Annotated in this window: 9 protein-coding genes; 1 reads left to right on the forward strand and 8 read right to left on the reverse strand. The window is 68.6% G+C overall.

What is annotated here, in order from left to right:
* Positions 1-4: 4 nt before the first annotated feature.
* From ACSQ1W_RS14270 to ACSQ1W_RS14285, 4 genes are all read right to left on the reverse strand, one after another.
* Entirely contained in the window at positions 5-2,284 is a 2,280-nt protein-coding gene (locus ACSQ1W_RS14270) for an EAL domain-containing protein (protein WP_436044327.1), read from the reverse strand.
* A 137-nt stretch (positions 2,285-2,421) separates the two neighbouring features.
* Positions 2,422-5,022, reverse strand: a complete 2,601-nt coding sequence (gene clpB, locus ACSQ1W_RS14275) for an ATP-dependent chaperone ClpB (RefSeq protein WP_436044328.1) — start codon at positions 5,020-5,022, stop codon at positions 2,422-2,424.
* 146 nt (positions 5,023-5,168) lie between these two features.
* Positions 5,169-6,767 (reverse strand): hypothetical protein, encoded by a 1,599-nt coding sequence (locus ACSQ1W_RS14280; RefSeq protein ID WP_436044329.1) that lies wholly within the window; start codon positions 6,765-6,767, stop codon positions 5,169-5,171.
* Positions 6,768-6,999: 232 nt separating this feature from the next.
* Positions 7,000-7,476 (reverse strand): DUF3574 domain-containing protein, encoded by a 477-nt coding sequence (locus ACSQ1W_RS14285; protein ID WP_436044330.1) that lies wholly within the window; start codon positions 7,474-7,476, stop codon positions 7,000-7,002.
* Positions 7,477-7,808: 332 nt separating this feature from the next.
* Between ACSQ1W_RS14285 and ACSQ1W_RS14290 the strand changes: the two genes are divergently transcribed.
* A complete protein-coding gene (locus tag ACSQ1W_RS14290) occupies positions 7,809-10,241 on the forward strand; it encodes a TonB-dependent receptor plug domain-containing protein (protein WP_436044331.1) in 2,433 nt (810 codons plus the stop codon).
* A 148-nt stretch (positions 10,242-10,389) separates the two neighbouring features.
* Here the strand turns inward: ACSQ1W_RS14290 and ACSQ1W_RS14295 are convergent, their stop codons facing one another.
* The 4 genes from ACSQ1W_RS14295 to rluD are packed head-to-tail and all read right to left on the reverse strand — an operon-like array spanning position 10,390 to position 13,064.
* Positions 10,390-10,806 carry a thiol-disulfide oxidoreductase DCC family protein gene (locus ACSQ1W_RS14295; protein WP_436044332.1) on the reverse strand — a complete coding sequence of 139 codons (417 nt, stop codon included), beginning with the start codon at positions 10,804-10,806 and terminating at the stop codon, positions 10,390-10,392.
* On the reverse strand, positions 10,796-11,329 hold the full coding sequence (locus ACSQ1W_RS14300) for a DUF4166 domain-containing protein (RefSeq protein WP_436044333.1): 534 nt from the start codon (positions 11,327-11,329) through the stop codon (positions 10,796-10,798). The genes ACSQ1W_RS14295 and ACSQ1W_RS14300 overlap by 11 nt, the downstream gene beginning before the upstream one ends.
* The gene (gene pgeF, locus ACSQ1W_RS14305; protein WP_436044334.1) at positions 11,314-12,084 is read right to left on the reverse strand and encodes a peptidoglycan editing factor PgeF; all 771 of its coding nucleotides are present in this window, start codon (positions 12,082-12,084) and stop codon (positions 11,314-11,316) included. The genes ACSQ1W_RS14300 and pgeF overlap by 16 nt, the downstream gene beginning before the upstream one ends.
* Positions 12,081-13,064 (reverse strand): 23S rRNA pseudouridine(1911/1915/1917) synthase RluD, encoded by a 984-nt coding sequence (rluD, locus tag ACSQ1W_RS14310; RefSeq protein ID WP_436044336.1) that lies wholly within the window; start codon positions 13,062-13,064, stop codon positions 12,081-12,083. Before rluD ends, pgeF begins: the two co-directional genes overlap by 4 nt.
* Positions 13,065-13,154 lie beyond the last annotated feature (90 nt).

The raw sequence follows: 13,154 nt of genomic DNA on the forward strand, positions 1-13,154 counted from the left end.
GGACTCAGTCGCGCGCGGCCTGCGCTTCGGCCGCCACGTCCGCCAGGACCTCCGCCAGCGGGCGCGGTGCGCCATAGAGATAGCCCTGCACGCGGTGCACGCCGAGGCGCCGCAGGCAGAACTCGGTGTCCTCGTCCTCCACGAACTCGGCCACCGTGGTCGCGCCGAAGGCCTTGGCCACCGCGACCGACGCCTGCACGACCGCATAGTCCTTGCCGAGCTGGGCAACGTTGCGCACGAAGGAACCGTCGATCTTGATCACGTCGACCGGCAGCTCGCGCAGACGGGCGAAGCTCTGCATGCCGGTGCCGAAATCGTCGATGGCGATGTGGCAGCCCAGCGCACGCAGGTCGGTGAGCAGATGGCTGGCGGCGGCCGTGTTGGAGATGGCGGCGGTTTCGGTGACCTCGAAGCACAGCGCACTCATCGGCAGCGGCGACCCGGCCAGCAACGTGCGCAATTCGACCTGGAAGCTCATCGAGGCCAGGCTTTGGCCAGTGAGGTTGATCGCGATCTCGCGGCAGTAGGGCAGCGCGCCGGGGGATTTCCGCAACAGCCGGAACAATGCGCGCATGACCGCCAGGTCGAGTTCCGCACCACGCCCGGCTGCTTCGAGCGGCGCCATGAAGCGTGCGGGCGACATGATCTCGCCGCGCTCGTCCAGCAGGCGGCAGAGCACTTCGCCGGCGAGCATCCGCGGTTCGGCACTGGCTCCCATGTCGGCGGTGAGGTCGCGGATCGGCTGGAAGTACAAGGCCACGCGCTCGCTGCGCAGGCTGGCTAGCGCCTCGGTGGCGTCATGCAGCTGGCGACGATGGGTGCGACGTACCTGCGTGTCACCGACCTCGCTGTAGCGCGGCCGCAGTTCGCCGTGCTGGCGGGCTTCGAACGCCAAGTGCGACGCGGCCAGCACGGCGCCGTCGATCACGCTGGCGTGGGTGCCGCTGAACGCTGCCACGCCGAGATAAGGCAGCAGGCGGATCGGTTCGCCGCCGACATCGATCTCGGCATGCTCCACCCGCGCCATCACGCGCTCCCACAGGTCCGCGTCGCGTCCGGGCCGGGGCAGCAGCGCGAACTGGCCGGTGCCCACGTAATAGGTCTCGACCAGATCCTCCAGGCGGCGCGCCGTCGCGTTCATCGCCTGCGCCTGCGTATCGAGGCCGAAGCCGGCGACCAGCGTATCGGTCTGGTCGAGCAGCAGGTAACCCAGTTCGGCCCGCGGCAGGGGGCGGCCCGTGCGCTCCCGCAGCGCCTTGAGGTTGGGCAGGCCCGTCACCTGGTCGCTCTGCGTCTCTTCCGACAGCTGCTCGGCCAGTGCGGACCGGTCGCGGTTGGTCAGCCACAGGTACAGCATCGCCAGCAGCAGGATATTCATCTCCACCGCGATGTGCAGCAGGTTGAAGAAGCCCACGGACGTGTTGGCGTACTCGGCCGTGCCGGCCACCATGCCGACCAGCAGCAGCAGGGTCAGCGACAGCGACAGCATGGCCCAGCGTGGAGACAACCTCAGCATGCACCAGGCGAGCACGACCAGCACCGCGAACCGGTAGTCCATCAGCACGGGCCCGGACAGCAGCGTGGCGAAGCCGTTGAAGGCGTGGCGCACCTGCACCGCCGCCCACAGGCTGATCGCAAGTCCCAGGCCCAACGTCAGTGGCCACAACCAGTGCGTACCGGTGCCGGCGCGCGGCGTGGGTTCGCTGCGCTCCAGCCAGCCGATGACCAGCGGCAGGGTCACGACCACCACGCCGAACTGCTTGGCGAAGAACATCTGGAATGCCGCGCTCAGCGCATCGGCCGGCGACGACACCAGCACGATGCTGAGCCCGAGCAGGGCCATCACCAGCGGGAACACCAGCAGGCCGATCGCCGCGAACCGCACCAGGTCGCCCCGCTGCAGGCGCGCGCCCGCGTTGCGAGGCCATCCCATCCAGCGTGCGCACGCCAGGGTCCAGGCGAACTGCAGCAGGTAGGTCGCGGCACCCCACGCCAGCATCCATGTCGGTTGCCCGTCGTCGAACAGGTACAGCTGGCGCAGCGTCCAGCCGACGAACGTCAGCGCGAAGCAGCCCGCCACCACGCGACGGTCGCGCACCAGCATGGCGATGGCCAGCAGTAGCCCGGTATGCAGATGGATGAGCGAGGCGTCGGCGATCTCGCCGAAGAAATCGATCCGGTAGCGGATGGGCACCTGCTGCAGCAACAGGCACAGGCCCCCGAGCACGAGCACCTGCATGCTCCCGCCCAGGCCACGCACCGGTTGCCCTGCATGATCGGCCATCGGTCGGTCCTTGCCCCAAAGTACTCGCCGCCAGCGGATGCTCGACGTGGTGCAGCCCTGCCCCATCGCGGGCTGCACCATAACGTACTACTACGCGATGACGGACGAAAGCAGGACACGCCTGCGCCGACCACCGGTCAGCGCGCGACGTCGAACACCAGTTGCCCGCCTTCCGCGCGCACGCGCACCGTGTCGCCCGCAGCGAATGCGCCGGACAGGATCTTGTGCGCCAGCGGGTTTTCCAGCTGCGCCTGGATGGCCCGCTTCAGCGGCCGTGCGCCGTACACCGGATCGAAGCCGACGTTGCCCAGCAGCGTCAGCGCCGAATCGTCCAGCTCCAGCGCGATCTGGCGCTCGGCCAGCCGCTTGCCCAGGTAGCGCGTCTGGATGCGCGCGATCTCGCGGATCTGCGCCTTGTCGAGCGGGTGGAACACGACGATGTCGTCCAGCCGGTTGATGAACTCCGGCCGGAAGTGCGCCTGCACCACGGCCATCACGCCGGCCTTCATCTGCGTGTAGCGCTCCGGGCTGTCGACCGAGCCGTCGCTCTCGGACATCTCCTGGATCAGGCTGGAGCCGAGGTTCGAGGTCATCACGATGACGGTGTTGCGGAAGTCGACCGTGCGGCCCTGGCCGTCGGTCAGGCGGCCGTCGTCGAGCACCTGCAGCAGGATGTTGAACACGTCCGGATGCGCCTTCTCCACCTCGTCCAGCAGGATCACGCTGTACGGACGGCGGCGTACGGCCTCGGTCAGGTAACCGCCTTCCTCGTAGCCGACATAGCCCGGAGGCGCGCCGACCAGCCGGCTGACCGCGTGCTTCTCCATGAACTCGCTCATGTCGATGCGGATCATCGCGTCGCTGCTGTCGAACAGGAACTCGGCCAGCGCCTTGCACAGCTCGGTCTTGCCGACGCCGGTCGGACCCAGGAACAGGAACGAGCCACTGGGGCGGTCGGGATCGGAAATGCCGGCGCGCGAACGGCGCACCGCATCGGACACGACCCTGATCGCCTCTTCCTGGCCGATCACGCGGCCACGCAGCGACTGTTCCATCTGCAGCAGCTTCTCGCGCTCACCCTCCAGCATCTTGCTGACCGGAATGCCGGTCCAGCGGCTGACGACTTCGGCGATCTCCTCGTCGGTCACCTTGTCCTGCAGCAGCTTGAAGCCCTTCTGCTCGGCTTCCTGCGCGGCGGAGAGCTGCTTCTCCAGTTCCGGCAGCTGGCCGTACTGCAGCTCGCTCATGCGCGCGTAGTCCTGCTTGCGCTGCGCGGCTTCCAGTTCGAGCTTCACCCGCTCGATCTGCTCCTTGATCCTGGTGGCGCCGGTCAGCGTGGCTTTCTCTGCCTTCCAGATCTCTTCGAGGTCATTGAACTCGCGCTGCAGCGCTTCGATCTCGCGCTCGAGATCGGCCAGGCGCTGCCTGGACTGCGCGTCCTTCTCCTTCTTCAGTGCCTCGCGCTGGATCTTCAGCTGGATCAGCCGGCGCTCCATGCGGTCCATCTCTTCCGGTTTGGAGTCGATCTCCATTCGGATGCGGCTGGCGGCCTCGTCCATCAGGTCGATGGCCTTGTCCGGCAGCTGGCGGTCGGCGATGTAGCGGTGGCTCAGCTGCGCGGCCGCGACGATGGCGGGGTCGGTGATCTCGACGCCGTGGTGCACGGCGTACTTTTCCTTCAGCCCGCGCAGGATGGCGATGGTGTCCTCGACGCTGGGTTCGCCCACGAACACCTTCTGGAAGCGGCGCTCCAGCGCGGCGTCCTTCTCGACGTACTTGCGGTACTCGTCCAGCGTGGTCGCGCCGATGCAGTGCAGTTCGCCGCGCGCCAGCGCGGGCTTCAGCATGTTGCCGGCATCCATCGAACCTTCGGCCTTGCCCGCACCGACCATGGTGTGCAGTTCGTCGATGAACAGGATGATCTGGCCTTCGTTCTTGGCCAGGTCGTTGAGGACGCTTTTCAGCCGCTCCTCGAATTCGCCACGGAACTTGGCGCCGGCGATCAGCGCGCCCATGTCCAGCGACAGCACGCGCTTGCCGCGCAGGCCCTCGGGCACTTCGCCGTTGACGATGCGCTGGGCCAGGCCTTCGACGATGGCGGTCTTGCCCACGCCGGGCTCACCGATCAGCACCGGGTTGTTCTTGGTGCGGCGCTGCAGGACCTGGATGGTGCGGCGGATCTCCTCGTCGCGACCGATCACCGGGTCGAGCTTGCCGATCTCGGCGCGCTCGGTCAGGTCGATGGTGTACTTCTCCAGCGCCTGGCGCTGGTCTTCGGCGTTCTCGGACTGCACCTTCTCGCCTCCCCTCAAGCGTTCGATCGCGGCGCGCAGCTTCTGCTTGTCGGCGCCGCTGGCCTTCAGCTCCTGGCCCGCCGCGCCGCTGTCGTCCAGTGCGGCCAGCAGGAACCACTCGCTGGCGATGTAGGTGTCGCCGGCGTCCTGCGCCAGCTTGTCGGTGACGTTGAGCAGGCGCGACAGGTCGTTGCCGATCGACAGCTGGCCGGCCTGGCCGGTCACCTTCGGCAGCTTGTCGAGCGCTTCCGTCAGCCGTTCGCGCAGCACGGGCACGTTGACGCCGGCCTGCGCCAGCAGCGGCCGCGAGCTGCCACCCTGCTGTTCGAGCAGCGTGGTCAGCACGTGGACGGGTTCGATCATGGTGTGGTCGCGGCCCACGGCCAGCGACTGCGCGTCGGCCAGCGCCTGCTGGAAACGCGAGGTCAGTTTGTCCATCCGCATCGGAAGAACCTCAAGGAAGTAGGGGCCGGCGAACGCCAGCCGATGCTACCCAGATGCGGTTAAGCGCCGGTGTTTCAAGACCGGGTGAAACCAGGATTCACCGTAGGGTGGGCCTTGGCCCACCGCGCCCGCCTATGCCGGGACGGTCAGTCCGCGGCGGGAGTCGGTTGCTTCTGCAGCGACAACAACCCCAGCAGCACCGCAAGCGCCGCATACGCGCCGGCGAACTGCCACAGGATGGTCGCGCGCAGACCTTCGACGTCCCACGGCAGGTAGATGCCGCCGCGCGGGTCGACCGAGTGGATGATGCCGAACAGCGTCAGCACGGCACCCACCAGCAGCGCGACGACGGCGCGGCCGTTGCGTCCGTCGATCATCGCCACCAGCGCCGTCGTCCAGATCATCGCGGTGATGATGAAGCCGTTGCCGAGCGTCACGATCGTGGCCAGGTCCGGCAGGCCGTGGCCATCGACGCCTTCGTACAGGCCGGCGAAGTGATCCGGTGCGATCCACGCAGGATTGCCGAACTTGATCGTCAGCAGGTAGGCCACCGACGGCAGAAAGCCGAGCGCCACCGCGATGGCGTGCTTGCGCGGCGTCTCGGTGAACGCCTGCACGGTGATGTCCAGGCCGACGTAGACGATGATCGGCGCCAGCACCGCGACCGGCAGCCACTGCACCAGGCCCGACACGTAACCGAGCACGCCGCCGAGGCCGATGAAGAGGCCCGTCAGCAGCGTGTAGCCCTTGCGCGCGCCCATGTGCTTGTACGCGGGCTGGCCGATGTAGGGCGTGGTCTGCGCCACGCCGCCGCAGAAACCGGCGACCAGCGTGGACACCGCTTCGGCCAGCAACACGTCGCGCGTGCGGTAGTCGTCGCCGGCCGCGCGCGCGCTTTCGCTGACGTTGATGCCGCCCACCACCATCAGCAGGCCGAACGGCAGCAGTAGCGGCAGGTAGGGCACGGTGTAGGCCAGGCCGTCCAGCCAGCCCAGCGTCGGCAGCGGCAGCGTCACCGCCAGCGGCACGGCATCGGGCACCTTGAAGCCAGGCGCGCCAAGGCCGGCAAGGCCCAGCGCGTAATACAGCGTGGTGCCGACGATGAAGGCCAGCAGCACGCCCGGGATCTTCACCGGCAGCTTGCCCTTCGCCACCAGCACGTACAGCAGCAGGCCGAAGGTGACGAAACCGACGACCGGCTGGCGCAGCGTCTCGATCAGCGGCAGGAAGCCGAGCAGCGTCAGCGCCGCGCCACCGATGGAGCCGAGCAGGCCGGCACGTGGCACCGCGCGCGTCACCGCATCGCCGAAGAACGACAGCACCAGCTTTAGCACGCCCATCACCACCAGCGAGGCCATGCCGAGCTGCCACGTGGCCGTCGCTGCGGCCTGTTCGTCCAGCCCCGCCTGCTTGAAGCCGACGAACGCCGGACCCAGCACCAGCAGCGCCATGCCGATGCTGGTGGGCGCGTCGAGGCCCAGCGGCATCGCGGTGACGTCGTCGCGCCCCGTCTTCGCCGCCAACCGGTGCGCCATCCACGTGTAGATCAGGTTGCCGACCAGCACGCCCAGCGCGGTGCCGGGGAACATGCGGGTGAACACCACCTCGGCCGGGAACTGGAAGATGCCGATCAGCGCGGCGGCGATGAAGCCGAGGATGGACAGGTTGTCCACCACCAGGCCGAAGAAGCCGTTGAGGTCGCCGGGAACGAACCAGCGGCGCACGGGAGTAGCCGATGCGGTCATGGGAGGCAAGGGAAGGAGAAGGAAAAGGAGGGAACCGAGTGCGACAGGATAAGCCCCCTCCCCCGTTCACGGGGGAGGGCTGGGGTGGGGGCGACGGAGCCCGTCATTCGCTGGCTTGGAGGCATATCGAGTGCCGAACCGCACGCTCGGGAACGCAACGCAGAAACGGTATGTCCACGCGCTCGCCCCCATCCCAGCCTTCCCCCGCAAGCAGGGGAAGGAGCAGATCGCGTCAGAACGATACGTCCACCGCGTGGCGCGACCACAGCACCGACTGGTGGCCGGTCGCCTGCTTCCACGCCAGGCGGATCGCCTCGATGTCGGCACGGCGCTGCGGCGTGTCTTCGTGCAGCACCACCAGCACCTTGGTCTTCAGCCGGTTCGGCTCGGCGGCACCGCGGAACAGCCACTGGCCGTATGCGTCGAACACGGTCAGGCCGTCCGGGAAGCGCGCGGTCACTTCCTTGTCGAGGAAAGCGCGCCACGTGTCTTCCGTGATGGTCTCGGTCTGCGGGCGGTCGGCGGGTCCAGTTTCCTTGCCCACACCGAAGTACAGCTCGCTACGCACCCAGCCGGCGGCCTGCGCAGGACGCAGTGCATCGCCCTGCAGCGACGCGGTCGTGGCCGACGGCGCGTCGGCAGGGCGGACGCTGGCGCATCCGGACACGGCCAGCAACGCGGTGGCCAGGAAGAAACTTCTCAACAGCATGGGGGCACTCCGATGGGGACAGGTACTGTCGGCGCACATGATCGCGCATCGAAATAACTGCTGGTTATGAGGACATGGGATCACGCCATGGCCTTGGACGGTCATGCAGGCGAACCGGCACGGTAAGGTTCCGTCACCCCGGCACCGCCCAATGACCGGGGACGACGACCCACACGACACACCTTGTCCCGATGCCGACCGCACGACCCGCAGCCGCCTACGTCCCCCTTGGTCTCTCCCCGCACGGGACCGGCGGCTGCGGCTGTCGTTGCCGCTGATCCGGCCACCGTCGTCCGCTTCACCTTCCCGTACCCCACCCGTCAGGAGTTTCCATGTCCCGCCCCACCGTGGCGCCGCTCGGCGCTGCCATCGCGCTTGCCCTCGCCTTCCCCGCGTTCGCCCAGCAGGCCCCCGCCGCCGGCACCACCGACCTGGACGCGGTGATCGTCACCGGTACCCGCGCCAGCGACCGCACGGCACTGGAATCGACCTCGCCGATCGACGTGCTGACGGCCGAGGACATCAGCAAGGCCGGCGTGCTCAACGGTGAGCTGGGCAGCGCGCTGCAGGCGCTGCTGCCGTCGTTCAACTTCCCGCGCCAGTCCAACTCCGGCGGCGCCGACCACGTGCGTGCGGCGCAGCTGCGCGGCCTGGCGCCCGACCAGGTGCTGGTGCTGGTCAACGGCAAGCGCCGCCATACCACCGCGCTGGTGTCGACGGGCTCGAAGATCGGACGCGGCACCACGCCGGTCGACTTCAACGCGATCCCGGTCACCGCCATCAAGCGCATCGAAGTGCTGCGCGACGGTGCGGGCGCGCAGTACGGCTCCGATGCGGTCGCCGGCGTGGTCAACATCATCCTCGACGACGCGCCCGAGGGCGGTGCGTGGGAAGCCAGCTTCGGCCTGCATCACACCGACGTCGAGCCGATCGGCCAGACGCTGACCGACGGCCAGACCAGCTTCCTGTCGGGCAAAGTCGGTACCGCGGTCGGCGATGGCGGCTTCTTCCGCGTCGGCTTCGAGCTGAAGAACCGCGAGGCGACCAATCGCGCCGGCTTCGACCAGGTGCCGCCGTGGGACCAGTCGCCGGCCAACCTGGCCGTGCAGGGCCAGCGCAACTACCACCTGGGCGATGGCGAATCCAAGGACATCAATGCCTGGATCAACGCCGGCGTGCCGGTGGGCGAAGCGTCGGAGTTCTACGTCTTCGGCACGTACAACAAGCGCGACACCGTCGGCGCCAACTACTTCCGCTATCCGGATGGCGTATCCAACTGGCCGGAGGTGTATCCGAACGGCTATCGCCCGGTTTCGCTGGGCGAGAACCAGGACGTCGCCCTCGTCGGCGGCGTGCGTGGCCAGTGGGGCGACTGGGACTACGACGCCAGCGTCAACCACGGCGGCAACAGCTTCACCTACCGCCTGCGCGATTCGCTCAATGCCTCGCTCGGCCCGAGCAGCCCGACGCGTTTCAAGACCGGCGACTACGAGTCCTCGCAGACGCTGGCCAACCTCGACCTGAGCCGCGGCTTCGGCAGCGGCGACACGACGCATGACGTCGCTTTCGGCGCGGAGTTCCGCTTCGAGGAATACGAGACCGGTGCCGGCGATCCCGCCAGCTACGCGGCCGGCCCGTACATCGACCGCCCGACCGGCTCGCAGGCCGGTGGCGGCCTGACCCCGCAGGACGTGGCCAACCTCGACCGCGATGTCGCCAGCGTCTACGCCGCGCTGTCCAGCAGCTTCGGCGAGAAGCTGACCACCGACATCGCCGTGCGCTACGAGCACTACAGCGACTTCGGTGGCGAACTGACCGGCAAGGTCGCCGCGCGCTACGAATTCGCCCCGGCGTTCGCGCTGCGCGGCGCGCTGTCGAACAACTTCCGCGCGCCGTCGCTGGCGCAGATCGGCTACGAGTCCACCTCGACCGGCTACAGCGCCGCCGGCCAGCTGACCCAGGGCCGCCTGCTGTCGGTCAACAACCCGATCGCCCGCGCACTGGGTGCGCAGGCGCTGGACCCGGAGAAGTCGATCAACGCCAGCCTCGGCTTCACCAGCCGGATCGGCGAGCACTTCGACCTGTCGCTGGATGTGTTCCATATCGAGATCGACGACCGCATCGCACTGTCCGAGAGCATCACCGGCGACGCACTGACCGACTTCGTCGAGGACGAGTTCGGCGTGCGCGGCGTGCAGAGCGTCAACTTCTTCACCAACGCCGCCGACACCCGCACGCAGGGCGTGGAACTGGTGACGAACTGGCGCCAGGCGCTGGCCGGCGGCAACCTGCTGCTCACCGGCACCTACAGCTACGCCAAGACCGAGCTGAAGAACATCGTCGCCACGCCGGCGCAGCTGCTGGCGCTGGATCCGTCCTACCAGCTGTTCGGCGTGGAAGAGAGCAACACGCTGACCGACGCGGCCCCGCGCACCCGCGCGCAATTCACCGCCAACTGGAACAACGACCACTGGAACCTGCTTGGCCGCGTCAGCCGCCATGGCAGTGCCAAGCGCGTGTTCAATTTCGGCGGCGGCTTCGAACCGGAACAGCGCTACGGCGCCGAATGGCAGCTCGACGCCGAGGTGGAATACAAGATCACCTCGAAGTGGAGCGTGGCGCTGGGCGGCCTGAACCTGACCGACGAGTATCCGGACCTGTCGAACGAGGACATCTACTACTTCGGCAACCTGCCGTACGACGTGCTCTCGCCGATCGGCAGCAACGGCGCGTACTACTACACCCGGGTGCGCTACACGTTCTGAGTTCCGTGAGCCCCGTCATCCCGGCGTAGGCCGGGACCCAGTGCCGTTGGTTCTTGCATGCGGCAGCGAATTCTCTGCGGGCAAAAGAGTCGCTGGGTCCCGGCATGCGCCGGGATGACGATCATGGGGGCCGACCGGATACGTGTGTCTATTCCAGGAACCGTGCCCACTCTTCCTGCGTCGGTACACGGCACTCCGTCGTGCCGAACCACCGGTAGCGGTTCCGCGCCACCCACCGGTACAACGGATCGCGCACGACGCGCGGCACCACGGCGATCACCGCCGCCAGGCGCCACACGCCACCCAGCCCGGTCAGCACGCGACGGATCGCATCGCTGTCGGTCCAGGCCTGCGCGCCCTCCACCAGCAGGAACGAGGCTGGATCGTCGGGGTCCAGGCCATGCCCGGCCAACAGCGCGCGTCCGGCGTCCGACTGCATCGCCGCGAAACGGTAGCGCCCTTCACGATCGTGCTTCAGCAGGAAGCGCACCCAGCCGTTGCACAGCACGCAGATGCCATCGAAGACGATGACCGGCCCCTCCTTGCGCGCGGGATCACCCGACATCCAGCCACCCCTGGTAGTGCACCAGCAGGCCGGCGATCGGCAGCGATGCCCACACGTCGAAGCGGTAGCGATCGCCGTCGGCGGATTCGCGCGCCCCCACGCCGGTGAACCAGCGCGCCGGCAGCGACACGCCGAATACGCGGACACGTGCGACGCGCCACGTGATGGTGCCGTCCGTGACGTCGAGCCGGAATCCGAACGTCGCCAGGCCGAGGCGTTCGCACAGCATGTCGCCCTCGCGCCACAGGCGTGACGGCATCGCACGGCCACCGATGAAGCGGATCCAGCGTTCCTGCAGCGGCGAGGCATCGATCTCCATGCACAGCGGACCGTTACCCGCAGGCGGCAGGCGCGTGGTGGCCGCCACGAGTCGGGATAGCAGCGTGCTTCCACGCTCCACCTGGACCTCGCCCCGGTACCGGTTCATCCCTTGCGCCACGTGCAGTGCGTGCACCGGCGCGGCCAGCGTGCCGAACGCCGGCCCCAGCACCTGCGCGAACAGCGACCTTACGGCTGCATCCATGCGAGCGTGGCGATGCGGCCGCTGCGGCCGTCGCGGCGATGCGAGAAGTAGCGTTCGGGCTCGCTGATCGTGCAGAGGTCGCCACCATGGATGTCGGTGGCCGCCATGCCTCGCGCCACCAGTCGACGACGCGCCAATGCCGGCAGGTCGGCCAGCCAGTGGTCGGGACGCGTCGGGATGAAGCAGGACGCAGCGCCGGCATCGTGGGCGACGAAGACGTCGAACACGTCCTTACCCACTTCGTAGCGCGTCGGACCCGCCGCCGGGCCGATCCACGCGACCACGTCGGCTGCGGGCGTCGTCATGGCATCCAGCGCGGCTTCCAGCATGCCTTTCGACAGGCCGGGCCAGCCGGCATGCGCGGCGGCGATCTCGCGACCGTCCTTCGCGGCGAACACCACCGGCAGGCAGTCGGCCGTGAGGATGGCGAGGACCACGCCCGGCGTCGATGTCACCAGCGCGTCGGCGACGGGCTCGGCGGCATCGGAGACCGCCGGCGTCTCCACGCGCAGCACGTCGGTGCCATGCACCTGCCTCAGCCAGTGCGGCGTTGACGGAACGCCGGCGAGCTCGACCAGCTGCGCGCGGTTGCGCGCGACGACCGCGGGATCATCGCCGTCGGCCGCGTACCTGTTTCCGAGATTGAACGTATCGAACGGCGCCGCGGAGAACCCGGCGCCGTGTCGTTGCGTGGTGAAGGCATGCACGCCGGCGGGTGCCGGCCAGTCGGCGGGCACCGACGGCGCGCGGTTCATCCGCGCTTGGCCTGGCTGTCCGCGCGCAGTGCCGCCAGCAACGCCACCATGTCGGCCGGCACCGGCGCGGTGACGCGGACCGGCTCGCCGCTGACGGGATGCGCGAACTCCAGCGTCTCGGCATGCAACGCCTGCCGGCGGAAACTGCGCAGCACCGCGATCAGCTCGTCGCTGGCGCCCTTCGGCAGCCGCAACGGGCCGCCGTACAGCGGATCGCCGATGATCGGGTACTTGATGTGCGCCATGTGCACGCGGATCTGGTGCGTGCGGCCGGTTTCCAGCCGGCATTCCAGCGCGGTGTGCGCACGGAAGCGTTCGCGCAGGCGGTAGTGGGTGACGGCGTCGCGGCCATCCTCGCGCACCGCCATCTTCAGGCGGTCGCGCGGATGGCGGTCGATCGGCGCATTGGCGGTGCCGCCGGACACCATCGCGCCGACCACCACCGCCAGGTACTGGCGGTGCACATCGCGCGAGGCCAGCTGCGCCACCAGCGAGGTGTGCGCCGGCAACGTGCGTGCCACCACCATGACCCCGGAGGTGTCCTTGTCCAGGCGGTGCACGATGCCCGCGCGCGGCAGGGCCGACAGCGACGGGTCGCGGAACAGCAGCGCGTTGACCAGGGTGCCGGTCGGATTGCCCGCACCCGGGTGCACCACCAGGCCCGCCGGCTTGTCCAGCACGAAGACGTGCTCATCCTCGTACAGGATGTCCAGCGGAATGTCTTCCGGCTCGGCATGGGTCTGGGTATCCAGCACCACGTCCAGGCTGGCGGTCTCGCCGCCACGGACGGGGTCGCGAGGCCGCACGGTCTGGCCGTCCAGCAGCGCATTGCCGGACTTGATCCACTCGGTCAGGCGCGAGCGGGAGAATTCGGGAAACAGCTCGGCCAGGGCCGCATCGAAGCGCCGGCCAGCGGCGCTGGCGGGCACGATGGCCGTACGGGGGGTGACAGCGGTATCGGGGGAATCGGGTTCGGTCATGCGGAAAGACGTCCAGGGAGGCCAGGATCCGGTCCGTATTGGCCGAATGTTCATGGCGAAGGCGGCGCCTAGGCTATCATCGACGGCCTG

Origin of the sequence: Pseudoxanthomonas sp. LjRoot143, from assembly GCF_964252945.1 — a bacterium.
Lineage (GTDB): Bacteria > Pseudomonadota > Gammaproteobacteria > Xanthomonadales > Xanthomonadaceae > Pseudoxanthomonas_A.

Excerpts from the sequence above, each read along its gene's own strand:
- ACSQ1W_RS14270 (WP_436044327.1), bottom strand. The coding sequence starts at position 2,284 with ATGGCCGATCATGCAGGGCAACCGGTGCGTGGCCTGGGCGGGAGCATG.
- clpB (WP_436044328.1), bottom strand. The coding sequence starts at position 5,022 with ATGCGGATGGACAAACTGACCTCGCGTTTCCAGCAGGCGCTGGCCGAC.
- ACSQ1W_RS14280 (WP_436044329.1), bottom strand. The coding sequence starts at position 6,767 with ATGACCGCATCGGCTACTCCCGTGCGCCGCTGGTTCGTTCCCGGCGAC.
- ACSQ1W_RS14285 (WP_436044330.1), bottom strand. The coding sequence starts at position 7,476 with ATGCTGTTGAGAAGTTTCTTCCTGGCCACCGCGTTGCTGGCCGTGTCC.
- ACSQ1W_RS14290 (WP_436044331.1), top strand. The coding sequence starts at position 7,809 with ATGTCCCGCCCCACCGTGGCGCCGCTCGGCGCTGCCATCGCGCTTGCC.
- ACSQ1W_RS14295 (WP_436044332.1), bottom strand. The coding sequence starts at position 10,806 with ATGTCGGGTGATCCCGCGCGCAAGGAGGGGCCGGTCATCGTCTTCGAT.
- ACSQ1W_RS14300 (WP_436044333.1), bottom strand. The coding sequence starts at position 11,329 with ATGGATGCAGCCGTAAGGTCGCTGTTCGCGCAGGTGCTGGGGCCGGCG.
- pgeF (WP_436044334.1), bottom strand. The coding sequence starts at position 12,084 with ATGAACCGCGCGCCGTCGGTGCCCGCCGACTGGCCGGCACCCGCCGGC.
- rluD (WP_436044336.1), bottom strand. The coding sequence starts at position 13,064 with ATGACCGAACCCGATTCCCCCGATACCGCTGTCACCCCCCGTACGGCC.